The organism is Winogradskyella thalassocola (assembly GCF_900099995.1).
Lineage (GTDB): Bacteria > Bacteroidota > Bacteroidia > Flavobacteriales > Flavobacteriaceae > Winogradskyella > Winogradskyella thalassocola.
On record NZ_FNCZ01000001.1, the window covers coordinates 986,011 to 1,011,307 of the forward strand.

General features: G+C 33.0%; 19 protein-coding genes. 10 read left to right on the top strand and 9 right to left on the bottom strand.

Going from position 1 to position 25,297, the window contains the following annotated elements; genetic code table 11:
• Positions 1–24: 24 nt before the first annotated feature.
• Positions 25–702: a ComF family protein gene (locus BLT80_RS04165; protein ID WP_175455544.1), complete on the bottom strand. Its 678-nt coding sequence runs from the start codon at positions 700–702 to the stop codon at positions 25–27.
• A 70-nt stretch (positions 703–772) separates the two neighbouring features.
• Between BLT80_RS04165 and BLT80_RS04170 the strand changes: the two genes are divergently transcribed.
• Both BLT80_RS04170 and BLT80_RS04175 read left to right on the top strand, forming a co-directional pair.
• Positions 773–1,657: a hypothetical protein gene (locus BLT80_RS04170; protein ID WP_092466314.1), complete on the top strand. Its 885-nt coding sequence runs from the start codon at positions 773–775 to the stop codon at positions 1,655–1,657.
• A gap of 77 nt (positions 1,658–1,734) precedes the next feature.
• Positions 1,735–3,273 (top strand): glycine--tRNA ligase, encoded by a 1,539-nt coding sequence (locus BLT80_RS04175; protein ID WP_092466315.1) that lies wholly within the window; start codon positions 1,735–1,737, stop codon positions 3,271–3,273.
• 105 nt (positions 3,274–3,378) lie between these two features.
• Here BLT80_RS04175 and BLT80_RS04180 read toward each other — a convergent pair whose 3' ends face one another.
• The 4 genes from BLT80_RS04180 to BLT80_RS04195 form a co-directional block, all read right to left on the bottom strand.
• The gene (locus BLT80_RS04180; protein WP_092466316.1) at positions 3,379–4,524 is read right to left on the bottom strand and encodes an efflux RND transporter periplasmic adaptor subunit; all 1,146 of its coding nucleotides are present in this window, start codon (positions 4,522–4,524) and stop codon (positions 3,379–3,381) included.
• Positions 4,525–4,526: 2 nt separating this feature from the next.
• The gene (locus BLT80_RS04185) at positions 4,527–8,846 is read right to left on the bottom strand and encodes a CusA/CzcA family heavy metal efflux RND transporter (RefSeq protein ID WP_092466317.1); all 4,320 of its coding nucleotides are present in this window, start codon (positions 8,844–8,846) and stop codon (positions 4,527–4,529) included.
• Positions 8,847–8,912: 66 nt separating this feature from the next.
• Positions 8,913–9,302, bottom strand: a complete 390-nt coding sequence (locus tag BLT80_RS04190) for a hypothetical protein (RefSeq protein WP_092466318.1) — start codon at positions 9,300–9,302, stop codon at positions 8,913–8,915.
• 59 nt (positions 9,303–9,361) lie between these two features.
• Positions 9,362–12,805, bottom strand: a complete 3,444-nt coding sequence (locus BLT80_RS04195) for a hypothetical protein (protein WP_092466319.1) — start codon at positions 12,803–12,805, stop codon at positions 9,362–9,364.
• 202 nt (positions 12,806–13,007) lie between these two features.
• Between BLT80_RS04195 and BLT80_RS04200 the strand changes: the two genes are divergently transcribed.
• The 3 genes from BLT80_RS04200 to BLT80_RS04210 all read left to right on the top strand — a co-directional run bounded on the left by BLT80_RS04200 (position 13,008) and on the right by BLT80_RS04210 (position 16,028).
• Positions 13,008–13,769 (top strand): exodeoxyribonuclease III, encoded by a 762-nt coding sequence (locus tag BLT80_RS04200; RefSeq protein WP_092466320.1) that lies wholly within the window; start codon positions 13,008–13,010, stop codon positions 13,767–13,769.
• A gap of 62 nt (positions 13,770–13,831) precedes the next feature.
• On the top strand, positions 13,832–14,791 hold the full coding sequence (locus BLT80_RS04205) for an OmpA family protein (RefSeq protein WP_092466321.1): 960 nt from the start codon (positions 13,832–13,834) through the stop codon (positions 14,789–14,791).
• A 199-nt stretch (positions 14,792–14,990) separates the two neighbouring features.
• The gene (locus BLT80_RS04210) at positions 14,991–16,028 is read left to right on the top strand and encodes an aldo/keto reductase (protein WP_092466322.1); all 1,038 of its coding nucleotides are present in this window, start codon (positions 14,991–14,993) and stop codon (positions 16,026–16,028) included.
• A gap of 64 nt (positions 16,029–16,092) precedes the next feature.
• On the opposite strand, the gene BLT80_RS04215 is transcribed toward BLT80_RS04210, so the two are convergent.
• Complete coding sequence (locus BLT80_RS04215; RefSeq protein WP_020898179.1) at positions 16,093–16,563, bottom strand: Lrp/AsnC ligand binding domain-containing protein; 471 nt, start codon at positions 16,561–16,563, stop codon at positions 16,093–16,095.
• 90 nt (positions 16,564–16,653) lie between these two features.
• Positions 16,654–18,018, bottom strand: coding sequence for a saccharopine dehydrogenase family protein (locus BLT80_RS04220; protein ID WP_092466323.1), 1,365 nt, complete (start codon positions 18,016–18,018; stop codon positions 16,654–16,656).
• A gap of 245 nt (positions 18,019–18,263) precedes the next feature.
• Here BLT80_RS04220 and BLT80_RS04225 point away from each other — a divergent pair, with 245 nt between their 5' ends.
• From BLT80_RS04225 to BLT80_RS04240, 4 genes are all read left to right on the top strand, one after another.
• Positions 18,264–18,653 (top strand): DUF423 domain-containing protein, encoded by a 390-nt coding sequence (locus BLT80_RS04225; protein ID WP_092466324.1) that lies wholly within the window; start codon positions 18,264–18,266, stop codon positions 18,651–18,653.
• Positions 18,654–18,718: 65 nt separating this feature from the next.
• Complete coding sequence (gene pckA / locus BLT80_RS04230) at positions 18,719–20,335, top strand: phosphoenolpyruvate carboxykinase (ATP) (RefSeq protein WP_092466325.1); 1,617 nt, start codon at positions 18,719–18,721, stop codon at positions 20,333–20,335.
• 372 nt (positions 20,336–20,707) lie between these two features.
• The gene (locus tag BLT80_RS04235; RefSeq protein ID WP_092466326.1) at positions 20,708–22,330 is read left to right on the top strand and encodes a hypothetical protein; all 1,623 of its coding nucleotides are present in this window, start codon (positions 20,708–20,710) and stop codon (positions 22,328–22,330) included.
• A gap of 18 nt (positions 22,331–22,348) precedes the next feature.
• On the top strand, positions 22,349–22,948 hold the full coding sequence (locus BLT80_RS04240; protein ID WP_092466327.1) for a DUF6705 family protein: 600 nt from the start codon (positions 22,349–22,351) through the stop codon (positions 22,946–22,948).
• A 62-nt stretch (positions 22,949–23,010) separates the two neighbouring features.
• On the opposite strand, the gene BLT80_RS04245 is transcribed toward BLT80_RS04240, so the two are convergent.
• Both BLT80_RS04245 and BLT80_RS04250 read right to left on the bottom strand, forming a co-directional pair.
• Positions 23,011–23,760, bottom strand: a complete 750-nt coding sequence (locus tag BLT80_RS04245) for a uroporphyrinogen-III synthase (protein WP_092466328.1) — start codon at positions 23,758–23,760, stop codon at positions 23,011–23,013.
• Positions 23,761–23,776: 16 nt separating this feature from the next.
• Positions 23,777–24,427 (bottom strand): DUF4271 domain-containing protein, encoded by a 651-nt coding sequence (locus tag BLT80_RS04250; RefSeq protein WP_092466329.1) that lies wholly within the window; start codon positions 24,425–24,427, stop codon positions 23,777–23,779.
• Between the two features lie 147 nt (positions 24,428–24,574).
• Here BLT80_RS04250 and BLT80_RS04255 point away from each other — a divergent pair, with 147 nt between their 5' ends.
• Complete coding sequence (locus BLT80_RS04255; protein WP_092466330.1) at positions 24,575–25,294, top strand: polyprenol monophosphomannose synthase; 720 nt, start codon at positions 24,575–24,577, stop codon at positions 25,292–25,294.
• The last annotated feature ends 3 nt before the right edge of the window (positions 25,295–25,297 follow it).

Here is a 25,297-nt window from a genome sequence, read left to right on the forward strand (position 1 = left end):
ATAATTTATTTAGAAACGAAAAAATCAATCTGCAATTGCCATCGTTGCAAGACTTAACTTAATATTATCAATTTTTAACAAAACTGTAGCACAGGCTTCAACGGTTGCTCCAGTTGTTATTATATCATCTACTAATAAAATATGTTTTCCTACTAAGGATTTGTTTTCGGAAATATTAAATAATGCACCATCGTCATTCCAACGTGTTAAACGGCCTTTAAAGACTTGTGTTTTCGTGGATTTAATTTTTATTAAAACTGTGTCGTTATAGTCAGCATTTAGTGCTTTTGCTATCTCTTTTCCAAATTTTGCGACCTGATTATAGCCACGTTTTCTCAATTTGGATTTATATAAAGGCACAGGTACAACGACGTCGATGTGCCTATAAGCTTCAACAGTTGCTAATTCTGATCCAAACCATTTACCAAAGAATTCTCCAATATCTTCATGACCTCTATACTTTAAATTATGAAGAATTTGCTGTACAATTCCTTTTTTAGAAAAATGTAATAATGCTGTTGCATTTTCGAGTTTTACACGTCCGTAAACTATTTTTTTGACGTCTTCAGCATTATCAAAATGAAAGTTGGTAACAGGTAAATGATGTCTGCAAGTTATGCATAAAACCATTTCATTATCAGCTAAAGCATTGTTGCACGCTTCACAAACCTTTGGAAAGAACAAGTTTAACAAGTTTTTCATCACTTAGTCGATTAAAATAAAATTAGACTTCAATTAACTCTAATTTCGCTTTAAATTAATAAAATTAATAATGATAGTTAACCCTCAGCTATTTAATTATAGATTAATTATTAGTTCTTTATTAGTTGTTTTAACTGTTTTAGGAATTTATAGTTTTAGTAAATATAAATCCATTGAATCTTACGAAGAATTCTTAAAACAAGAAAAAATTTTGATAGAAACTGAATTATCAGAATTATTATCAAGTTATGACGAACTGAGTCAAGACTATAATTTTATGACGTCTCAACTGCAAGACGCAAAGTTAGAAGCTAGTGATGTTTTAGATTCGTTAAGATTATTAAACAGTGATTTATCTATTATCACTAAATTTAAAGATCAATTAGTGGTTTTAAAATCGAAGAGTAAAGTATTGCTAAGTACTATAGACTCTCTAAATTCTGCGAATAAAAAATTACAGAGTGAAAAACGTTATGCTCTAAATACTATTAAAAGTAACACTGTGAAGATTAGCGGTTTAGAAGAAGTTAATGATTCATTGTATAAAACAATTGATAATGCTGCTCTATTAAAAGCTAGCAATATTAGTGCGCAATCGTATAAATTAAAGTCGGGTAAAAAACGATTTACAAATCGTGCAAAACGTGCTAATGCCATTGATGTTTGCATTACGTTAAATGAAAACCCATTAACTTTAGAAGGCAATAAAGATATTTATATACAAATTGTGAGTCCGCAAGGTAATGTTGTATCTGATAAAGGGGAAGTGTTTTTTGGAGACACCTCATTAAATTACAGTCATAAGGAAATTGTAAATTATGAAAATGAAAACCTTGAAATATGTACAGCTATAGTGGCTGATAATGACGATCAACCCTTCTTAAAGGGGTACTACTTTATCAATGTTTTTCATAAAAATGTGAAACTGGGTAGTACAAGTCTTAACTTAAAATAAGCAATAGATACAATTAACAATATAATTTTTAAAAAACCGCTCTGTTAATCAGAGCGGTTTTCTATTTTTGCAGTATTATGGCAAACGAAGATCAATTTAAAAAAGTAATCTCTCACGCAAAGGAGTATGGTTACGTATTTCAGAGTAGTGAAATCTACGATGGACTAAGCGCAGTGTACGATTATGCTCAAAACGGAGTAGAATTAAAGAAAAATATTAGAGACTATTGGTGGAAAGCCATGGTACAAATGCATGATAATATTGTAGGTCTTGATGCTGCAATATTTATGCACCCAACAACATGGAAGGCTTCTGGCCATGTTGATGCGTTTAGCGATCCTTTAATTGATAATAAGGATTCTAAAAAACGTTACAGAGCTGATGTTTTAGTAGAAGATTATTGTGCTAAAATTGAAGCAAAAATTGAAAAAGAAGTTAAAAAAGCCGAAAAGCGCTTTGGAGAGGCTTTTAATAAACAAGAATTTGTTTCTACTAATGGACGTGTTGTTGGTTACCAAGAAAAAATCGATTCTATTTTAAAACGTTTAGGGCAATCTTTAGAAAAAGAAGATTTAGCAGACGTAAAGGCATTAATCGAAGAATTAGAAATTGCTGATCCTTTAACAGGAAGTCGAAACTGGACAGATGTTAAGCAATTTAACCTCATGTTTGGAACTAAACTTGGTGCTTCTGCAGAATCGGCAATGGATTTGTATTTACGTCCAGAAACAGCTCAAGGTATTTTTGTGAATTTCTTAAACGTTCAGAAAACAGGACGTATGAAGATTCCTTTCGGAATTGCCCAAACCGGAAAAGCATTTAGAAACGAGATCGTAGCGAGACAATTTATCTTTAGAATGCGTGAGTTTGAACAAATGGAAATGCAATTTTTCATTAAGCCAGGCACACAAAAAGAATGGTTTGAACATTGGAAAGAAACACGAATGAAGTGGCATCTTTCTCTTGGAATGGGAGAAGACAATTACCGTTTTCACGATCATGAAAAATTAGCACATTATGCAGATGCTGCTACAGATATAGAATTTAAGTTTCCATTTGGGTTTAAAGAATTGGAAGGAATTCATTCTCGTACAGATTTCGATTTAAAACAACATGAAGAGTTTTCTGGTAAAAAACTTCAATATTTTGACCATGAAGATAATGCAAGTTACACACCATACGTTTTAGAAACGTCTATTGGTTTAGACCGTATGTTCTTGGCTGTATTTTCGAATGCCTTGGTAGAAGAAGAATTAGAGAACAATACAACCAGAACCGTTTTAAAATTACCAGCAGTGTTAGCGCCAATAAAAGCAGCTATTTTACCATTGGTTAAAAAAGATGGTTTACCAGAAGTTGCACAAAAAATTGTAGAAGATTTGAAATGGGATTTCAATGTTACTTACGATGAAAAAGATGCTGTAGGCAGACGTTACAGAAGACAAGATGCTAACGGAACACCATTTTGTATTACGGTAGACCACGATACTTTAGAAGATAACACGGTAACGATTCGTCATAGAGATACGATGGAACAGAAGCGTGTGAAAATTGAAGATTTAAAAGATATCATTAAAGCTGAGGTTGATGTTAAGCATTGGCTTCAAAAAATGTAATAATAGATTTTAGCGAAAGCAGAAATCTTATATAAATTAAAACACCCAAACGGTTAAAGGTTTGGGTGTTTTTTTGTGAAAGATTATGTCGAAATTAGAAAAAAATTAATGGCTATGTCCACCTTCACTTTCATTAAGTAACATGCCGATACCTTTGACCAAGATTTGTTTGTTTTTTAAAGCTTCTGAGTTTAAAACTTCTACCACATCTTCTGTTTCTTTTCCGATAGTTAGTTTTACTTTTTGAAGATGAAACTCATTATTTTCTTCCGTTTCTAAAACCAGAATATAAGAATCACCTTCTAGGCTAATAATTGCTTCTTTTGGTAAACCTATTCGTTTTGTGTTTTCAGTAATAATCTCTGCATCGACAAACATGCCAACGATAAAATTGTCGTCCTCGTTGTCTATGTGTCCATGAACCTGAACGCGTCTGCTCGCTCCATCAATCGTGGTACCCACTAAATGAACATCTGCATTAAAAGTTTGATCTGAGGCTTCTGGAATTTGAAATCTAATTTTTTGTCCTTTTTTAACAGCCATAATATCCTTTTCAAAAACAGATAATTCCAAATGAACATGATGTGTGTCTACAATTTCTAAAATAACATCACTCGGAGAAACGTAGGTTCCATTACTCACATTTACCTTAGTTACAAATCCGTCAATTGGTGCATATAAATTGATGCTCGACGAAATAGTACCTTGTTCTACACGTTGTGGACTAATATGTATCATCTGCAGTTTTTTACGTAAACCATTGTAGTGTGCAAGATTGCTTTTGTATGTACTTTCTGCTTTTAAATAATTTTTTTCAGAAGTAATTTGTTCATCAAACAAGGTTTTCTGTCTGTTGAATTCAGATTTTAAATAATTTAATTGCTCTGCAACTTCGAGGTAATTCTGTTGAATTTCAACGTATTCAGGATTTTGAAGTGTCACTAATAATTGTCCTTTTTTTACTTCACTACCAATTAATAAAGGTGTTTTGGTAATATAGCCTCCAATAAAAGTTGAAATACTCGATTTGTTTTGCGGTGGCACATCAATCATTCCGTTGGCTTTTATTCCTTCGTTAAAATCGAACTCTTCCAAACTTCCAAAAGCCATGTTTTCGCTTTCAAATTGGGCTTGTGTGATAGTTATATTGTCTTGGACTTCATCAGTTTGTATAACTTCTGATGTATTGTCTTTTTCTTTTCCGCACGCTGTGATAAGCAGGGCGAATAATATAATATATAGATTTTTCATCTTTAAAAAATGTTTAAAATAAGGTGATTAATGGAAATAACGGTCTGGTTGTAAGCATTTAAATTATCTAAATAAGACAGCTCAATATCTTTAGCTGTTTCTAAACTTTGGATATATTGAAAAAAGTCGATTTCACCTTCTTTAAAGGTTCGGTTGGCTGTTTTTATAATTTCATCTTTTAAATGTTTACCTTGTGTATCGTAATAATTCACAGCTTCGTTGTATTTGTTTAGTGTGGTTAAAAGCGATTTATATTCTGAATTTAACTGCACTTCATAATCTTGTTTTTGTTCAGATATGATGTCTTTGGCAATTTTAGATGCTTTAATTTTCGAAGAATTTCCAAAGAACAACAACGGAATTTTAATCCCGAATTGGTAGCCTTTTATATTAGTGTTCAATTGGTCGTTTGTACCTTGAAAATATTCAAAATTAAGGTCTGGTAATAAATTTTGCTTTTCAGATTTATGTACTGCATTTTGATAGTTTTCGGCATTTTCAAAATAGAGCAAACCAAAATTATCCTGAAGCGAAGGAGTATATAGTTCTAGCTTTATTAATTCTTGGTCAACAATGTCTAAAGTATCAACTTGAACAATGGCTTTTAACTGCTCTTTTGAAAATTCAACATCCTGCAAAGCCTGTTTATACAATGTTTGAAGTTGTTTCTGTTTAGATTCAGCTGTAATAGTTTCTAAATAATTGGTTTCGCCAAGTTCAAACCGTCGTGCTGCTTTTTGTGAAAAATCTTGATACAAACTATCTAAAAAGCGATAGGTTTCAGCTTTCTGTTTGGCATAACTTAATTGATAATAACTAGAGTAAACCTTCTTTTTGACTCTTTGAAATTGAATATTATATTTAGATTCTTCCAAATTTACCATCGCCTTATTTACTTTCTTTTCAGCAAAATATACTGTAGGAAACTTGAAGTCTTGAGAAATACCGAATACTTTTAGGGGCTCATTGTTAATAGCTAAATTGCTTTCATCATAATTATGATACAAGGCTGTTTTATCAAAACTAAAAGCGCTGCCAACAAAGGCATCACTTTTTTCAATTTGTAAATTAGAAGCTTTTAAGCTGGCATTATTTTCAATAGCTAAGTCTAATGTTTGTTCTACGGTTAGTTGAGATTGTGCATTGACATTCATCATAAAAAAGAATCCAATCACTGTGGCAACAGCTGTTTTATTCATTTTAATTTCTTTTTTCTCTTCAAACCAAGCGTACAATACTGGTAAAACTATTAATGTTAAGATGGTTGCAGTAACCAAGCCACCAATTACAACGGTTGCCAAAGGGCGTTGTACTTCTGCACCTGCATTTGTAGAAATAGCCATAGGTAAAAAACCTAAAGCTGCAGCTGCAGCGGTTAACACTACAGGTCTTAAACGTTCTGACGTGCCTCGTTTAATGCGTTCTTCAATATCATCAATACCTTGTGATTTGAGTTCTTTAAAATGCTCAATAAGTACTATACCATTTAAAACTGCAATTCCGAAAAGTGCAATAAAGCCAACACCTGCTGAAATACTAAAAGGCAAATCGCGCAACCATAGTAATAAGATACCACCAACGGCCGAAAGCGGAATAGCAGAATACACTAATAAGGCTTCTTTAACAGAATTAAAGGCAAAATAGAGTAGTAGAAATATTAAGGCCAATGCAATGGGTACAGCAACTGTTAATCGTGCTTTGGCACTTTCTAGATTTTCAAATTGTCCACCATAAGTAATAGTGTAACCAACAGGTAATTTAAGCTTGCTGTCAATAATAATTCTAACATCATCTACAACAGATTGCAAATCTCGGTTTCTCACGTTAATACCAACCACGATTCTACGTTTGGTATCATCGCGAGATATTTTTGCTGGTCCGGTTGTATATTGGATTTTGGCTAATTCGCTGAGCGGAATTTTAGTGCCACTAGGGGTATCTACATATAAGTTTTCTAGGCTTTCTATGTTTTTACGATTCTTTTCATCTAATCGAATCACTAAATCAAAACGTTTTTCACCTTCAAAAACACTACCTACGGTTCCACCTGCAAATCCCATTGAAATCAATTGATTAACATCTGAAATATTTAAACCATAACGCGCAATTTTACTTCGATTGAAAGTGACACTCATTTGCGGTAGCCCTTCGACTTTTTCAATAATAATATCTGATGCGCCTTCAACATCTTGAATTAGACGTTTTATGTCATCTGCTTTATTGGCTAAAACGGATAACTCGTCACCAAAGATTTTAATAGCAATATCTGCTCTAACACCTGTAATTAATTCGTTAAATCGCATTTCAATAGGTTGGGTGAATTCTACTTCCATACCTGGGATTATAGTCAATGCGTCTTTAAATTTATCTGCTAATTCATCTTTGCTTTTTGCAGAAACCCATTCTTTTTTAGGTTTCAGTTTTATGATAACATCGCTTTCTTCCATAGACATTGGGTCTGTTGGGACTTCTGCGGCACCAATCCTACTCACTACTTGGTCAACTTCCGGGAAATTATCTAGTAAGACTTGCTCAATTTTAGTGGTTATTTCTATGGTTTTACCGAGTGAAGTTCCTGTTTTTAAAACCGGTTGAATGACAAAATCACCTTCATCTAAAGTCGGTACAAATTCGCCACCCATTCTACTGAATACATAAAAACTAGAAACTAATAATAGAATTGCTAATCCAATCACTAATTTTTTGTGTTGTAAAGCCCAATTGATAGAAGGTTTATACCATGAGTTTAAAACTTTCATTAGTCTAACAGAAACATTCTTATCGCTCGGTTTATTAGGTTTTAAAAATAAAGAAGCTACTACAGGAACATAAGTTAAACATAAAAGCATGGCTCCAATTAATGCAAAGCTAAAGGTTAAGGCCATTGGTCTAAACATTTTACCTTCCACACCACTTAAGGATAAGATTGGAATGAAAACGATTAAAATGATTAATTGTCCAAAAATGGCAGAATTCATCATTTTTGAGGCGCTTTTTAGTGTAATGGCATCGATTTCGACTTGTTTTGCTTCTTTTGTGAGTGCTTTTAGATTGTCGCTTTGTGTTATAATTCTGAAAGCAATAAACTCGACAATAATAACGGCTCCATCAATAATAATTCCAAAATCGATGGCGCCAAGACTCATTAAATTGGCATCGACACCAAAAAGGTTCATTAAGGAAATTGCGAATAATAGACTCAACGGAATCACAGAAGCGACTACTAATCCAGAACGTAAATTACCTAATAATAATACTACAACAAATATGACGATGAGCGACCCTAGAATTAAGTTTTCGGAAACCGTAAATGTTGTTTTTCCTATGAGCTCACTTCGTTCTAAAAAGCCATTAATAAAAACACCTTCTGGTAGACTGCTTTGCACAGAAGCAACGCGTTCTTTTACAGCATCAATAATGGCTTTAGAACTACCATCTTTTAACATCATAATCTGACCAAGAACTTTTTCACCTTGGCCATTTCCTGTTATAGCTCCAAATCGTGTGGCGCTGCCAAATCTTACTTCTGCAATGTCTTTTATGTAAATGGGCATGCCCTCATTCTTCACTACAATATTGCCAATATCATCAAGAGATTTTACCAAACCTTCACCACGGATAAAAAAGGCTTGGTCGGTTTTTTCAATGTATCCACCACCTGCAACGCTGTTGTTTTTTTCTAAGGCGTCATAGATTTCGGAAAGCGAAATATGCATGGCATTTAACTGCTGAGGATTAATAGCAACCTCATATTGCTTTAAAAATCCTCCCCATGTATTAACTTCAACTACTCCTGGAATTCCTGAAAGTTGACGTTTTACAATCCAATCTTGGATAGTTCTTAAGTCCGTTACAGAATATTGGTCTTCATAACCCGGTTTAACATCTAAAATATATTGATAAATTTCACCCAAACCTGTTGTGATTGGACCCATTTCTGGACTTCCAAAGCCTTCTGGGATTTTTTCTGTTGCCGATTTTATTTTCTCGGCAATCAATTGTCTTGGAAGATAGGTTCCCATATCATCTTCAAAAACAATGGTAACTACAGAAAGGCCAAATTTAGATACGGAACGGATTTCTTCGACTCCTGGTAAATTTGCCATTTCCAATTCTACCGGATATGTAATAAACTGCTCAACATCTTGAGTCGATAAATTACGAGAAGTGGTAATAACTTGGACTTGATTATTGGTAATATCGGGTACAGCTCCTATAGGAATTTGGGTTAAGGATAAAATACCGAAACCAACAATAAATGCCGTAAACAGGAAAATAATCAGCTTATTTATTAAGCTGAACTTTATAATGTGTTCTAACATAATTCAATAAAATTAAAATTTAATAAATGCCCGTTTTAATAAACAGGATTAAAAACTAAAAATGAATTATGCGTGTTTGGGTGGTTGAAAAACAGATAGTTTCTCGAAGTTGGTATGAGAATCTGTGTAATGAAAGTTGAATGGAATTTTTATAAAACTTTGATGAGTCAATTCAAAAGTGACAGTCGTATTAATAAATGGGATGTTCATATGAGAACATAATTGATGAGCATCTTTAAATGGTAAATTTTGGTGTTCATCATGCTCATTATCATGATTAACCTTAGCATCTCCATAATGTTCAGCTAGAAACTGATAGAAGGTGTCTCCATACATTTCTTTATGAAACTCAGCATGCTCCATTAATATCCCAAACTTAGAAAGATCTTCTATGCCTATATTGAAACTTTGAAAAAGTATCAATATTGAATATGTGAAAGCTACTATTTTACTCATAACGAGTACGAAGATACAAATTTCCGTATTTACAATATGTAATAATAGTTACAAATGACTTAGAAATAAGCCTTCAATTGAACCGTTCCGGTATGAATCATTTTAGAAGTTTCTGATTTACGTCCGAAATAATTCAAATTCAAATCTAAATATTTGGTCAACTTCTTTTGTGCTAATAAACTCCATGTAAAGTTTTTTCCTGGTTGTAATCCTTCAAGTATTTGGTAAGCTACTGGCGAATTGGAATTACCTTCAAATTCATTTTGAAAGAAGTTAAATTCTCCTGTCAATGCAATCTTCTGTGCATTATTATATGTAAAAGATAAACCATAATTATTCTGAGCTAAGGTTTCTAAACTACCAATGGTATTTTCTTTAGACGTGTATTGGTAAAAGAGATCAAACTGTGCGTTTTCGCTAAATAAATAGCTCAATTTTGGTTTAAAATGGTATTCGTCAATAGTGTAATTGCGATTTGTAAAATTCTGACTTTTACTCTCTTCTTTACCCAAATTAGCTAATGCATTTACTAACCAATTTGTATCAAATTTATGATTGAAATTCAGTTGATGACTATTTATTTTATTTTGCTGCAAACCTATGGATAATAAGTTCCGACTCTTATTGGTTAAAAAAGTATAAGAGGTTGTGTAGTGTTGTTTTCCTCTGTTGAAAAACAGAATATTTCTAATACTATAATTTAAGGATACAAAATCCTCAGTGTCCAAATCATCCTTTAAGGCTTCAAATGGATTTAAATTAAATGAATTTCCATTTTTAAACTTTTTACTATCGACAATAAAGGAGGCTTGGTCATAAAAATGAGACCAAAATTGCTTCGATTTATTTTCGGAAACACTCCATGTTTGCGGATTTATGGTTACCGTTTGTCCAAATCGATTTTGATGTGTTTGAACAAAAACCTGATTAGGTAGTAGCACTCTAATATAACTACCTTGGTCTGCAAATTGCGCAATTTCAAACTCATTTAATTCTTGGATGCCATTTTCGTTATAATCAATCCAAGTGTAGGCTCCTTGTCCGGCTTCAACTTCAATATAAGTGAAATCTTGTTGCGCTAAGCTACCTGAATTGGTTTCAAAACTGGTGTTCCATAAAATGAGATTGTTAAATAATTTTTGATTAAAATTTAAACGACTATTCAAACTTTGCTCATTATCTATGCTATTATCTTCGGATTTTAAATCTCTGTAATTCACATATAACTGCAGTGTTGTGTTTTTATTCTGAATTAATCTAGATTTTAAATAATAGGTGTTAGAACTGTTAACGCGCTCCAAATTATTGTTTCGTAAACTGTCATTAAAACGTTTAATATATCCAACTTCTGCAAACACTTTGGTGCTATCACCAATACCAACAAAAGCTTCGTAGGATTTAAATTTCTGACTTAAAGGAGTTAATACATCTGTAGCAATAACACGTTGTTCGTTATCTTCAGATGCGAATTTTACACCGGTCCATTTGTTGTTTTTACCATAAACCACACGATTAAAAGAGCGTAAAAAGGTAGAACGATTAATCGTGCTTTCATTATTTAAAAAACTAGAGTTTGAGAAAATTCTGAAATCACCTAAGCGCATATTAGCAGTAATGTGATGTCGGTTTCCAATGAAGTTTTCAGAATAGTTTAAATGTTCAAAATTATAAGTTGCTACACCTTTTTTAGAATGGGATAGGCGCAATCCTGTTGTAAATAACAATTGATTTCCAAAGTCTATATTACCTTGATCAGTTTCTTCTGAGCTCTCTAAGTTCCAATCCCGATTAAATTCAGCTCTGTACAATCGCTGTATAGTCTCAAAATCTTTTTGAATAAAATCGGCATCAACGAGTGCAGATAAATTCCATAGACTATCGGATTTAATGAGGTTTTGTTTTAAAGTGAATTTCCCCGCATAACCATTATTATTGTCATCGTCTAAATTCGAAAATAAATTGTTATCCTTTTTGCTTCCTGCCAATTCAAAAAAGATATCTGTTTTTTTTGATGGGGTATATTGTCCATTAACTACCGCAATTTGCAAGCGTTCTGGAGCAACCAATTGCACAATAGGGTCATAGTTGCCTTGAGGTATGCCAGCAATTGGTGCTACATATTCAAAAATATTATTAATAGCAGTTGAGTTTCTTAAAATATAATTTCCTTGATTGGCTCCAACCAATGTAAAGCGAACACTATATAATTCGTCTTCTGGATTATTTGAAAACACAAAAATTTCCTCTAGTCCCAATAGTTCTTTTTTATATAAGATTCGGTTTTCAGAATAGGATGTTAGCGTTGCTGAAGGTGCCACCATTAAATCTTGGTTGTCACCTGCGTCTGCCAAAACTTGTATTTGTTCTGTGGAAAGATTTTGTTGTAAAGGCTGATTTTTAGCATCACTTTCTGAATAAATGGAAACATTCAATTTTAAAGTTTCTGTTTCAAAATTGGCACCGCCAAACACGGTAAATCGTGAATAATTACGTTCGCTAAATTGATAATCTACTGTAATCCGCATTTCGGAAGTAATGGGGAATGTAGAGTTGAAAATGATTTCTCCAGCGTTATAATCAATAATGTAATCGTTATTTTCTCCGCGTTCTAAAGGCACTCCATTTACATAAACGGTTTCACTTCCAGACACCACCAAAACGTACAATTCGTTGTTAGAACCACGCAATTTGTAAGGCCCTTGGTTACCTTCCTGAGCTGTAAATTGGGTTGTTGTAAACTGACCACGTACTAAAGCACCCGACGCATAAACAGATGCTTTTTCACTTATGTTAGCATTCACCATTAGACCTTGCACACGTTTCGAAAAATTTGCGAAATAACTTTTAGTGTTCTCTAAATCGATGTCTCCTGCGCGTATATTCCAATCGTCACTAAACAATTCAATAAAAACTTGATCAAATTCGTCTAAACGCTGCGAATAGCCACTTTCTTGCAACGGAATATTAGCATCTTGTATAGACGCTCTTAAGGATACTTTATCACTCAATTTTCCTGAAATCTGTAAATCGAGTTCACTATTTAATACGGAATTCTGATTGTTTCCAATCGTGACTCCTCTCGAAATACTTCCAGAAGTGGTTAAGCCATCAAAAGGTGTAAAGGTGTTTTTAGACGTGGTATTTTGAAGTTGATAAAGTTGCTGAAAATCTGAGGAGCGTTCAATAATAACGGCATCGTCTAGTTGTTTGTAAACTTTAGTTAAGAAATTCGGATAACGTAAATACTCTACTTGAATACTGTCTATTTCAGTAGGAAATTTAAAACGTAATAGTGCTTTTGAAAAATCAACAACATATAATGTAGAATCGATGATTCGGTTATCTTTTGTTCTTATGGTAAATCTTGAAGGATTAATACTTACAGAATCAATTTGAATAGCATCCGTAACGGCTATTTTCTTTTTTATATAACTACTATTCTGCTCTTGGGAAAAGCCCAAAGAAGCACATAGAATTAGTAAAAAGGAAATAGCAATTTTCATGTAGAATAATAACTGTTTTAAGCTTAAAATATTTTATCGTTAAAACAAGCTTAAAATAATGCTGTAAAAGTAGCGTATTATTTAATTTAGCGGTTAATCAGAAAATGACGAGATGAAACGAGCATGTTGGAGCTTTAATTACCCAAACGGATGATTAATAGCGAACAGCATGTGGCCATTGAAAAACAATAAATATAAATACATGAAAATAGTTTCTTATAACGTAAATGGTATTAGAGCAGCTGTAAATAAAGGCTTTGTAGAATGGTTAAAAGCAACAAATCCGGATGTTGTTTGTTTACAAGAAATTAAAGCAATGGAAGAACAACTCGATTTAGATTTGTTTACAGAAGCGGGTTACAACTTTAATTATTGGTTTAGCGCGCAGAAAAAAGGCTACAGTGGAGTTGCGATTTTATGTAAAGAAGAACCAAATCATATAGAATTCGGCACAGGAATAGAATCTATGGATTTTGAAGGTAGAAACATTAGAGTAGACTATGATGGAGTTTCAGTGATGAGTATGTATTTACCATCTGGTACTAACGATGCCAGATTGTCTCATAAGTTTGAGTATATGAATCTTATTCAGCAGTATTTAATAGAACTTCAAACTGAAAAATCAAACTTAGTGGTCTGTGGTGATTATAATATTTGTCATGAAGAAATAGATATTCATAATCCAAAAATGAAAGGTGTTTCAGGATTTTTACCAGAAGAACGCGAATGGTTAGGCGATTTTATAGAGAGCGGATTTATAGATAGTTTTAGGTATTTACATCCTGAGCGTCAGGAGTATTCATGGTGGAGTTATAGAGCGAATTCTAGAGCTAACAACAAAGGTTGGCGGTTAGATTATGCCATGGTAAGCACACCGTTACAAGAAAAAATAAAACGCAGCGTTATATTAACGGAAGCAGTACATAGTGATCATTGTCCGATTTTATTAGAATTGGATATTTAAAAATAAAAATTAAAACAAACCCCAAATAGAAACTAAACTTAAAACAACTTAACAGAAGAGACATGATTAAAAAACTTTCAATCTTAGCATTAACCATCACATTATTTACGTCTTGCGTATCCAAGAAAATTTATACAGATCTTGAAGATAAATATGCCAATTTAAAACAGGAAAACCGTAGTTTAACTGATGAAGTAGGGGCATTGTCTGGCGATAAAACAAAGCTTACAAATGATTTAAGCCAGTTGCAATCGTCTTATGACGAAGCAGTTGCTGAACGCGATAAACTTCAAGCAGATTATGCTGCAGCGAAAACAAATCTCGAAACTCTAAAAGCGTCTTATAAAGCTTTAGAAGAAAATAGTTCAGCATCAATTGCGAAAAATTCACAGAAGAACAGAGAACTTTTAGCGCAGTTAGAAGCGAAGGAGCAAGCATTAGCAGCAGAGAATGAACGTTTAAATACGTTAAAACAAGAATTAGAAAGCCGTTCGCAACGTGTTGCAGAATTAGAAAATGTGATTGCTTCTAAGGATGCGGCAATGCATAAATTAAAAGATGCGATTTCTAAAGCGTTGACTAATTTTGAAGGTAAAGGTTTAACTGTTGAGCAACGCAACGGTAAAGTTTATATTTCTATGGAAAATAAATTGTTATTTGAATCTGGAAGCTGGTATGTTGGGACACAAGGAAAACAAGCGGTAAAACAATTAGGAAGCGTATTAGCTGAAAATCCTGAAATCTCAGTTTTAATTGAAGGGCATACCGATAATGTACCATACAAAGGGAATGCTCAATTGAGTGGCAACTGGGATTTATCTGCAAAACGTGCAACTGCCATTGTAAATATTCTTAGAGAAAATGATGCGATTAATCCTGAAAACTTAACAGCTGCAGGTCGTGGAGAATTTGCACCAATTGCTACAAACGATACCGCAGAAGGTAAAGCTAAGAATAGAAGAATTGAAGTGATATTAACGCCTAAGTTAGATGAGATTTCTAAATTGTTAAATGAGATATAACAAATTCTTGCTAAAGTAGGAATTCTAAGGTTTAAAACCTTAACAAACATTTAGACCTCACAGATTTTCAAAACCTGTGAGGTCTTCTTATTTTTACAGTATATTCCAGGTGTGAAAATATCACGCTGAGCGCAGTCGACACCTAGATTAGAAAATTAAGTTTAACTAAAATGAGATTCCTGCTTTCACAGGAAGTGCTATGAAATATACAACACTACCAAATACTGATATTAAAGTTAGCAAAATTTGCCTTGGCACCATGACTTGGGGCAATCAAAACACCCAGGACGAAGGGTTTTCTCAAATGGATTTTGCCTTAGATAAAGGGGTTAATTTCTTTGATACAGCAGAATTGTATCCTGTCCCTGCAAAGAAAGAAACTTATGCAGAGACCGAACGTATTATAGGCAATTGGTTTGCGAAAACAGGAAATAGAGATAAGGTTATTCTAGGTTCCAAAATAGCAGGAACAGGTGATTATACAGCTCATATTAGAACTAATGGTTTTACTAAAGACGCGCTTAACGATGCGGTAAATGATAGTCTGAAACGTTTGAAAACTGATTATCTAGATTTGTATCAATTGCATTGGCCAGAAAGAGATACGAACACGTTTGGTAAGCGCGATTATAACTATAATTCAAAAGATAAATGGGAAGATAATTTTAACGAAATTCTTCATAATCTCGATGACATTATTAAATCAGGAAAAATAAGACAAATCGGAATTTCTAATGAAAAAGCTTGGGGAACCATGCGTTATTTAGAAGAATCTAGACAGCATAATTTGCCGAAAATGATTACGATTCAAAATGCCTATTCACTATTATGTCGACCATTTGAAGGAGATTTAGCAGAAGTAGCACATAGGGAAAACATAGGGTTATTAGCCTATTCACCAATGGCATTTGGAGTGTTATCTGGGAAATATATAAACGGAACAGCAGCAAAGGATGCGCGATTAAATGTGTATTCTCATTTTTCACGCTATAATAGTGCAAATGCAACTGAGGCGACGAAACGTTATTTAAAAATAGCAGAAGATAACGATATGTCTTTGGCGCAAATGTCGCTTGCTTTTGTAAATGAACGTCCTTTTGTAACAAGTAATATCATAGGCGCAACAAACCTTCAACAATTAGAAGAAAATATCGATAGTATTAATGTTTCTTTATCTGAAGATGTTATGAAAGCTATAAACGCTGTGCACGCTGAGATTCCTAATCCTGCAACATAATAAGTATTATATATAGAAATATACTAGCGCTCATCGATGATGGGCGTTTTTTTTTATGCAAAAACTATATTTTAATCTGTCGATTAATCTGTTCTTGTAAAGAAATAAACGTTTCCGTTCTAGAAACCCCTTTTATGCTTTGTATTTCAGAATTAAGAACATGCATTAAATGCTCATTGTCTTTAGAAAGAATTTTAATAAAAATAGACCAATTACCTGTGGTATAATGGCATTCTATCACTTCAGGAATTTTTTGTAATTGCTTTACGGCTTCAGGGTTACTAATCGCTTTATCGAGATAAACTCCAACAAAAGCCATGGTGGTATAGCCTAAAACTTTCGGGTTAATTATAAATTTTGATCCAGCAATAAGTCCCGATTTTTCAAGCTTTTTTAAACGCTGATGTATTGCAGCACCAGAGATACCAACATTTCTAGCGATTTCAAGAATTGGTGTTCTGGCATCTTCCATTAAAGCACGTAATATTTTTTTATCAATACCATCGATGTAAATACCATTATCGTTAATCTTCATGTGTCAAAAATATAATAAAATGAAAGTTAAAGATAGAAAAAGCGTTTCAATTTGAAACGCTTTAGCTCTTTTATCTATCTAAGTCTTTGTTTAAATATTTAAAGGGTTATACCCTAAATAAGGTACTTCATACTCTTTAAATACAATATCATAAGATTCTAATTCTTTTAAAATGGGAGTATAGACTTCTTTTGATATTGGGATTTGAACTCCTGGTGTTTTAATTTTACCATTCAATATCGCTAACGTTGCAATGGCAACCGGTAAGCCTACTGTTTTAGCCATTGCAGTATAGGTTTGATCTTTTCCAAGGGTAACCATAGTCGCATCAATTTGATATTTTTTACCATCGAGTTCGTAACCAAATTTATGATACATTACGATCATATCTTTATCGTTTTCGCTTAATGTCCAGCTATCCATTAAGATTTTCTGAAGAATTTGAGCAGGTGTCCCTTTATCTAATTCTACCATTTTTTTAGGATTAAAAATATCGAGCTCTAAGAACTTTTCCCAAACAATATCATCTTGGTCAATTTTTAAAGCATGTCTAAATTTAAGCTCTACGGAATCCGTTGGACTGTACGGTAAAAATGAATTCACAAAATCACGATAGCTCATATTGGCGCTATCATCAATAGTGTAGCTGTCATCGGTCATTCCTAATTGTACAAAAACGTTCCATGCTCTACTAAAACCAACACGTCGCATGGTACCTCTATATAATGTTTTGATATGGTCTAATCCATAAACTTGTTGGTATTTTAGAGAATCTCGGTTAGCATAACCTTCAAAACGGCCATAGCCTTCAACATCTAAAAATTCGGTACGTCTAAATAAACGATTATAGGGTATGTATTTGAATTGGTTTTCTTGCAGAAATTTTGCAGCTCCACCTTGCCCTGCAAGCACGACGTTTCTAGGGTTCCACGTAAATTTGTAATTCCAAAGGTTGTTGTCGCTTTCAGGGGCTACTAAACCACCCGTAAAAGATTCAAATAAAATCAATTTTCCTCCTTTATCTCTAATGTGGTCAATGACATGCATAGCGCTCATATGGTCAACGCCTGGATCTACACCAATTTCATTCATAAAGATGAGGTTGTTGGCTTTGGCATCTTCATCTAAGGCTTGCATTTCTGGACTTACATAAGAGGCCGTAACCATATTCTTCTTATAGGTAATACAATCTTTGGCAACTTCTATATGAAAACGCGCAGGAAGCATTGAGACCACTATATCAGCTTTTTTAACAGCAGCAGTTCTAGATTCTGCATTAAACACATCTAAATGAATAACGTCTGTGTTAGGATGATCTCCAACAAGCTTTTTAGCATTCTCTACATTGAGATCACCAATGGTGATATGAAGCTTTTCTGATTGAGAATTATCGAGTAAATATTTTATAAGATATGAGCAAGATTTTCCCGCTCCAATAATTAATATGTTTCGCATAATGAGTTTATATAACTAATTTTGTATTGAATTTATGTAAGTATTTTGAGTTTTAGCGAAAATTGAAGATTTTGTGCCGTGTTGAAGTCCTTTTTTACTTGCATAGCATCGTTAAGGAAATAAAAAATGACAAAAACATGGTGCAAAAAATCAATTTTTTAGCGAATTGAAAATGCTTGTATAAATTCTTTGTACGAATGTAACAAATACAAGAGGCATAATAAACCGAATTCACATTTTTAATTATGAACAAGAGATTATTAGTTACCGGATCTGTTTTAGGAATATTAGGCATTATTTTGGGTGCTTTTGCCGCGCACGGTTTAGAAAAATTGGTGGATTCTAATGCCATTAAAACTTTTGAAACAGGTGTGCGTTATCAGATATATCATGCTTTCTTTCTTTTAATTCTAGGTGGTACATCGTTTGTAAGTTTAAAACTAAAAAAGACAATTTTTTATTTAGTTTTAGTAGGTGTCGTTTTCTTTTCGGGCTCTATATATGGGCTGGCGACAAATTCACTTTCAAGCTTCGATTTTAAATCTATCGCTCTAATGACTCCTATCGGTGGATTATTGCTTATAATGTCTTGGGTAATACTGTTAATAGGCATTATAAAAAATAAGGTGGATTAATATAAATCAAAGGTGTTGTTTCAAAATAAAATTATAATTTTGCAAGACTAAACAACACAAATATTATGGCAAATCATTCCCAATCAACGAAATCGATTTCGTTGGATCAATATGGAATTAAAAATGCAAAAGTAAATTATCAATTATCTTCAGATGAGCTTCATGCTGAAACCATTTCTAAAGGCCAAGGAGTAGAATCTTCTTCTGGTGCTTTAGCGGTGAATACAGGTGAGTTTACAGGTCGTTCTCCAATGGATAGATTTATTGTGAAAGACGATATCACTAAAGACAAAGTTTGGTGGGGAAACATCAACATTCCGTTTGATAGTGATAAGTTTCAAAAACTTTACGACAAAGTAGCTGATTATTTGTCTGAAAAAGAAATTTATGTACGTGATAGTTATGCTTGTGCAGATGAAGATTACAAGTTAAATATTAGGGTAATCAATGAGTATCCTTGGAGCAATATGTTTGCATATAACATGTTTTTACGTCCGACGGAAGCTGAATTAGAAAACTTTTCGCCAGAATGGACTGTGGTAAATGCACCAGGTTTTATGGCTGATCCTGAAGTTGATGGCACACGTCAGCATAACTTTGCGATTTTAGATTTTACACGTAAGATTGCTTTAATCGGTGGAACTGGTTATACGGGTGAAATTAAAAAAGGAATCTTTTCTGCATTAAATTTCATTCTTCCGGTATTTAAAAATACGTTGCCAATGCACTGTAGTGCTAATGTTGGTAAAGATGGTGATACATCTATTTTCTTCGGCTTATCCGGAACAGGGAAAACAACACTTTCTACAGATCCTAATCGTAGTTTAATTGGTGATGATGAACATGGATGGACAAAAGAAAATACTGTGTTTAATTTTGAAGGTGGTTGTTACGCTAAAGTAATCAACCTATCTCAAGAACAAGAGCCTGAGATTTTTGCAGCTATTAGAAAAGGTGCCATTTTAGAAAATGTAATTATGGATGATAAAGGCAACGTCGATTTTGCTGATACATCTATTACTCAAAATACTAGGGTAAGTTACCCAATTTACCATATAGATAATATTAGAAAACCTTCTGTGGGTGAAAATCCTAAGAATATATTTTTCTTAACAGCTGATGCCTTTGGTGTACTGCCTCCAATATCTAAACTGACTCCAAGTCAGGCTGCATACCACTTTATTTCTGGTTATACAGCTAAGGTTGCTGGTACAGAAGCGGGTGTTGTAGAACCAGTACCAAGTTTTTCTGCTTGTTTTGGTGCGCCATTTATGCCATTACATCCAACGGAATACGCTAAGATGTTAAGTAAAAAGATGAAAGATGCTAACGTAAATGTATGGTTAGTAAATACAGGTTGGACAGGTGGTCCTTATGGAGTAGGTACACGTATGAAATTAAAGTACACACGTGCTATGATTAATGCAGCTTTAAATGGTGATTTAAAGGATTACACTTATGAAGATTATCATATACATTCTGTGTTTGGAGTGGCACAACCAAGAACGTGTCCTGGAGTACCAACAGAAGTGTTGAGTCCAAGAACGACTTGGAATGACGACAAGGCTTATTATACTATGGCATTTAAATTATCTAATGCGTTTAGAGAGAACTTTAAGAAGTTTGAGTCTTACGCTTCAGAAGAAGTGAGACGTGGTGGTCCACAACGTTATGCATTCTAGATAATAATTTATATAAATTAAAAAAGCGATTCTAAAATTTAGAATCGCTTTTTTTAATCTTAATATATAAGAATCGCTACCACAAGTGTGAATAATACTATACTTTTTCTAAAAAAAAAAAGTACTAAGTACAGTGCCTTAAGACGAAAATTTCAGAAGAAAAGACGTACAAGAATTATTAATGTTTATGGAAAAACCGTAATTGAGACTTTACATTTTATATAACTTTAACCTTAAGCAGTTTTGTGTTAGGTCTATATGTTTCTAACTTTAAACATATTCCTACGTATAATCGATTAATAGCTATTTAGTGAGTAACTAAACAACCAATATATAAAGAATAAGTTTTTAATAGTAATACTATGTTTAGGATTGCTAACCGTTTATTACAGTTGTGATAAAGATGATGGTATTGTTAAGGAAGTTCTAAATACAGAAGTTGCAACACCCGTTTTTAAGACATTAACTTATGAAACAGCAGATGCTATTTTTAACCGTTTACGAACAGATGTTAAAATAACAAAATATTTAAAACTACCCGAAGGCTCAACACTTCAAAGCAAATCTACACAAGATACGTTAGGGCTTACCATTGCTACAGATATAATAAAGCAGGTAACTTTAGGGACTTACACATCTTATACCATGAAGATTGTGCACCAAACAGATAGTACTGTTTTTTATAACCTAACCATAGAGGACAAAAATGGAGTGTCTAGCATGTTAGTTACAAAATACACTCCTACTGATTATTGGCTAAGTAATAAAGGAGAAGCATACCAAGGAGGTATTCAGTCTAAAAAAGTAAACAAATTAACTGAATTTATTGACGTAGAAGCACCATTTGACGATGATTTATTAGATGGTAATAATGACTATGACGTGGGTGCTGGTCCTGGAGGAAGTGCTGGTACTTATAGTGCTGACTATCCAACAGATTGTTTCGGAACTGTAATTATATCCATGGAAATGATAACTCATCTGTGCCAATGTGTTACACCTGGTCATTTACCTGGTGGTTGTAACGATTGCTCTAATCCTGGTTATTATGAGTACGTACCTAGATATAGCTGCATAGATGATGGTAATTACAACCCAGACGTACCTGACGACTCTGGCGGATCAATTGGAGGTGTATCACCACCAGATCCAATTGATGATACTTCTATAGGAGTTTCAATAATGCCCGAAGAATGTACTGAGCGTTTACCTGGCGATATAGACGGAGATTGCAAGTTAAGCCCTTATGAAATGTGTATGAAAAGCAATAATAATTATAGCCAAGAGATCTGTGATTGTGTGGCTGATGGAAATGTAATAGCTACATGTATTTTTAATGATAATTGTAAAAAAATTAATGAACAAAATTCCGGCCCAGAGCATATGGCTAAAATTGCATTTCTAAAAACTAAATTTAACGCACCAACAGAAGTAGGGTTTTCTTACAAAGCAAATGGTATTTATGTGAATCTCAATAATTTTACTAATGGCGGTCATTCTTTAGATATAGAAATAACAAGTGATATGCTTGGATTTGCACATACGCATCTTAACGATAAAAACATAGGCAATTTTAATGGCGATGGTATAGATGACATAGAAAAACGTATAAGAATATTTTCGCCAAAAGATATAAGAACTTTTTTACAACTTTTAGAAAATGCACATAACAACAATTTAGCTACATCAGATATTTATGGTACTATGGTATCTAGTTCTGGCACATATATCCTTAAACTAGATGGAGATATTAATAATGTATTAACTCAGTTTACGCCCTCAATGAGTGGACAATTAGCAAGTTTGGCTATGAAAAATAAGTTTAAAAAATATTTTAATGAATATAGTAACATAGAAAAAGCTTTTCTTCATTTTTTAAAAAATGAAGTTGGTGTCAGTGGTATTAAACTCTTTGAAATAAAAAACAACGGTACTATTAAAGAAAAAAAACTTAAACAAAATGGCAACGTAGAATCTAATACTTGCCCAGATTAATAAATAGAACAAAAAACTATGAAACATATATTATTTATACTTTTAATTACGGCAACTTTATTTAGTTGTAAAGTACAGCAAGTTTATGCCCAAGAACTAATAGCAGTAGAAGAACATATTAATTATTTAAATAATGAGACAGAAATACAAGATAATACATACTTTAAAGACGTCAATAATCTTTTTGATGAATTTATTGGTGTCTGGATAGGTAGTTACAACGATAAGAATTTTACATTCATAATATCAGAGACAACTGAACAATCAAGTATCCGACCATTATCTTTCGACAAATTAATGATCAACTATAAAGTAACAGACATAAGTGGGGTTACATTGATTGATACAACAAATTTACCCATTACAAATTTACTAGTGATGCAAGGAACTTATTTTATAGAAAATGGGGAGAGTTATCAGTTATCTTATTACGGGGAAGAATTTGAGTGCGGCGATTTTGGAAAAATTTTTATAACAGTTATAAATAATAATGTCAACCCATCAGAGTTAAACGTTTATTTTAGCCAAGGACATGATATTAATGATCCAAACGAATGCACAAACGATGTTACTATTCCGTTTCCTAGAGATGTGAATTTTACATTAATTAAACAATAAAATCTAAAAAAGCGATTCTAAATTTAGAATCGCTTTTTTTATATGAGGTAATAAATGTTTTATTATTTTCCTTTATTAACAGCATCAATATATTTCTGTAAAGCCATTGTCATTGAAGGTGTTTCAGGAGTTGGTGCAGCGATATCTACACGCATTCCTTTTTCTTCAACTGCTTTAACGGTTGTATTTCCAAATACAGCGATACGTGTATTTTTCTGTTCAAAATTAGGAAAATTATGAAACAATGATTCGATACCAGATGGGCTAAAGAATACTAAAATATCATAATACACATCAGCTAAATCAGATAAATCACTGATTACTGTTTTGTAGAAAGTAGCTTGTTTCCAATTAACACCTAGATCATTTAATAATTCAGGTATAATCGGTTTAACTTTATCTGTTGTTGGTAATAAAAACGCTTCGTCTTTATATTTTTTAATCAAAGGCATTAAATCTTCAAACGTACGCTTCCCAACGTAAATTTTACGTTTTCTGTAGACTACATACTTCTGTAAATAATAGGCTACTGCTTCAGACTGGCAGAAATACTTCATAGAATCTGGCACTTTAAAGCGCATTTCATCTGCAACTCTAAAGAAATGATCCACTGAATTTCTACTTGTAAGTATAATGGCTGTGTACTTTGTAAGATCTACTTTTTGCTGCCTCACATCCTTAGAGGAAACACCTTCAACATGAATAAAGGGTCTAAAGTCCACTTTTACTTTTTGCTTTTCTTGCAAATCAAAGTATGGGGAGTTTTCTATTTTAGGCTCTGGTTGTGATACTAAAATTGTTTTCACTTTCATACGTAAACAGGGTGTTTTAAACGTTATACTCCCTAATTACCTTAAATAAAAGGATATAAGGGCTAATTTCGAGAGCGCAAAGATACAATAAAAAATAGAAAAAATTTGGATTTATTGATTTTTGATGGGTTTTGAATGAAGATAAAAATCCAATCACATTTATAAGGCAAACAATAGAGATTGCTGAGATTATAATAATAGTCATGCGTATATCTGTATACAGCAAAAATAAATTGGCGATTAAAAAAATGAGGCCAGAAAAATTCTTGAAGGTTGTTTTTTGAAATAAATAATCATCTATTAAGCTATCAATTTCAAAAAGGCTCCCAATAAGGCGCTCCAAAAGTGTTTTTATGATAATAACAGTAGAGACTGCAAACGTTAGTTTTAAGAATGACATTAGCTCAAATCCAACAGGAGTTACAAACGTATTGTAAGCGAAATAGATAAAAATACTTAGCGATAACGAAAGATTAATAAACAGAAAGCTATCAAATTGATCTATAAATTTTTGATCCTTAGCGTAAATCTTAAGGTATTTAGAATTACCAATGACATACAAGAAATCATTAAAGCGAAGTGTGTTTAAATATTTAGCAACCACGATGGTAAACAATCCTATGATTGTAAAAATGGTAAACCACTCGTGTGTTATATAATTTCGCATGCCGCTAAATTATAAAAAAATGAGCTTACAATTAGAAGTACGATTCATAACTATCAAAAAAGTTAATTACAGTATATAATCCATTAAAAACTTTATTTTTGTTGAAATTCTAAAAAGTCGCTCCAAAGAGTGTTTAAAAGTGAGTTAATGTCTGACGCAATTGTCATAATCCCGACCTATAATGAGATTGAAAATGTAGAATCAATCATCAGAGCTGTGTTCTCACAGCCAAAGGAATTCCATGTACTTATTGTGGATGATAACTCACCAGATAAAACGGCAGTTACGGTTAAACGTTTACAACAAGAGTTTAAGGATCAATTATTTTTGTTAGAACGTAAAGAGAAAAGTGGTTTAGGATCCGCTTATATCGCCGGATTTGAATGGGCTTTAGAAAAATCGTATCAATACATTTTTGAAATGGATGCTGATTTTTCACACAATCCAGATGATCTTTCTAGGTTGTATAATGCTTGTGTTGCAGGTGCAGATGTCGCTGTTGGATCGAGATATGTAAAAGGTATTACAGTTGTTAATTGGCCATTGTCTCGTATTTTGTTATCTTATGGAGCATCACGTTATGTGAGATTAATAACACGAATGAAAGTTAAGGATTCTACAGCAGGATTTATATGCTATAAAAGAACTGTTTTAGAAGCCATAAACCTTAAGAAAATAGAATTTGTAGGTTACGCGTTTCAAATTGAAATGAAATTCAAAGCCCATAAAAAAGGTTTTAAAATTGTAGAAATACCAGTTATTTTTAAAGATAGAACAAAAGGAAAATCTAAAATGAGCGGAGGTATTATTACCGAAGCGATATTTGGAGTAGTTAGTTTAAAATTAAAAAGCTTATTTGCTAAGTAAAAA

What these genes read in the sequence shown, in the direction of transcription:
- BLT80_RS04175 (WP_092466315.1), top strand. Translation starts at nt 1,735, where the DNA reads ATGGCAAACGAAGATCAATTTAAAAAAGTAATCTCTCACGCAAAGGAG.
- BLT80_RS04220 (WP_092466323.1), bottom strand. Translation starts at nt 18,018, where the DNA reads ATGCGAAACATATTAATTATTGGAGCGGGAAAATCTTGCTCATATCTT.
- BLT80_RS04170 (WP_092466314.1), top strand. Translation starts at nt 773, where the DNA reads ATGATAGTTAACCCTCAGCTATTTAATTATAGATTAATTATTAGTTCT.
- BLT80_RS04185 (WP_092466317.1), bottom strand. Translation starts at nt 8,846, where the DNA reads ATGTTAGAACACATTATAAAGTTCAGCTTAATAAATAAGCTGATTATT.
- BLT80_RS04215 (WP_020898179.1), bottom strand. Translation starts at nt 16,563, where the DNA reads ATGAAGATTAACGATAATGGTATTTACATCGATGGTATTGATAAAAAA.
- BLT80_RS04180 (WP_092466316.1), bottom strand. Translation starts at nt 4,524, where the DNA reads ATGAAAAATCTATATATTATATTATTCGCCCTGCTTATCACAGCGTGC.
- BLT80_RS04255 (WP_092466330.1), top strand. Translation starts at nt 24,575, where the DNA reads ATGTCTGACGCAATTGTCATAATCCCGACCTATAATGAGATTGAAAAT.
- BLT80_RS04165 (WP_175455544.1), bottom strand. Translation starts at nt 702, where the DNA reads ATGAAAAACTTGTTAAACTTGTTCTTTCCAAAGGTTTGTGAAGCGTGC.
- BLT80_RS04245 (WP_092466328.1), bottom strand. Translation starts at nt 23,760, where the DNA reads ATGAAAGTGAAAACAATTTTAGTATCACAACCAGAGCCTAAAATAGAA.
- BLT80_RS04240 (WP_092466327.1), top strand. Translation starts at nt 22,349, where the DNA reads ATGAAACATATATTATTTATACTTTTAATTACGGCAACTTTATTTAGT.
- BLT80_RS04195 (WP_092466319.1), bottom strand. Translation starts at nt 12,805, where the DNA reads ATGAAAATTGCTATTTCCTTTTTACTAATTCTATGTGCTTCTTTGGGC.
- pckA (WP_092466325.1), top strand. Translation starts at nt 18,719, where the DNA reads ATGGCAAATCATTCCCAATCAACGAAATCGATTTCGTTGGATCAATAT.
- BLT80_RS04200 (WP_092466320.1), top strand. Translation starts at nt 13,008, where the DNA reads ATGAAAATAGTTTCTTATAACGTAAATGGTATTAGAGCAGCTGTAAAT.
- BLT80_RS04250 (WP_092466329.1), bottom strand. Translation starts at nt 24,427, where the DNA reads ATGCGAAATTATATAACACACGAGTGGTTTACCATTTTTACAATCATA.
- BLT80_RS04225 (WP_092466324.1), top strand. Translation starts at nt 18,264, where the DNA reads ATGAACAAGAGATTATTAGTTACCGGATCTGTTTTAGGAATATTAGGC.
- BLT80_RS04210 (WP_092466322.1), top strand. Translation starts at nt 14,991, where the DNA reads ATGAAATATACAACACTACCAAATACTGATATTAAAGTTAGCAAAATT.
- BLT80_RS04190 (WP_092466318.1), bottom strand. Translation starts at nt 9,302, where the DNA reads ATGAGTAAAATAGTAGCTTTCACATATTCAATATTGATACTTTTTCAA.
- BLT80_RS04205 (WP_092466321.1), top strand. Translation starts at nt 13,832, where the DNA reads ATGATTAAAAAACTTTCAATCTTAGCATTAACCATCACATTATTTACG.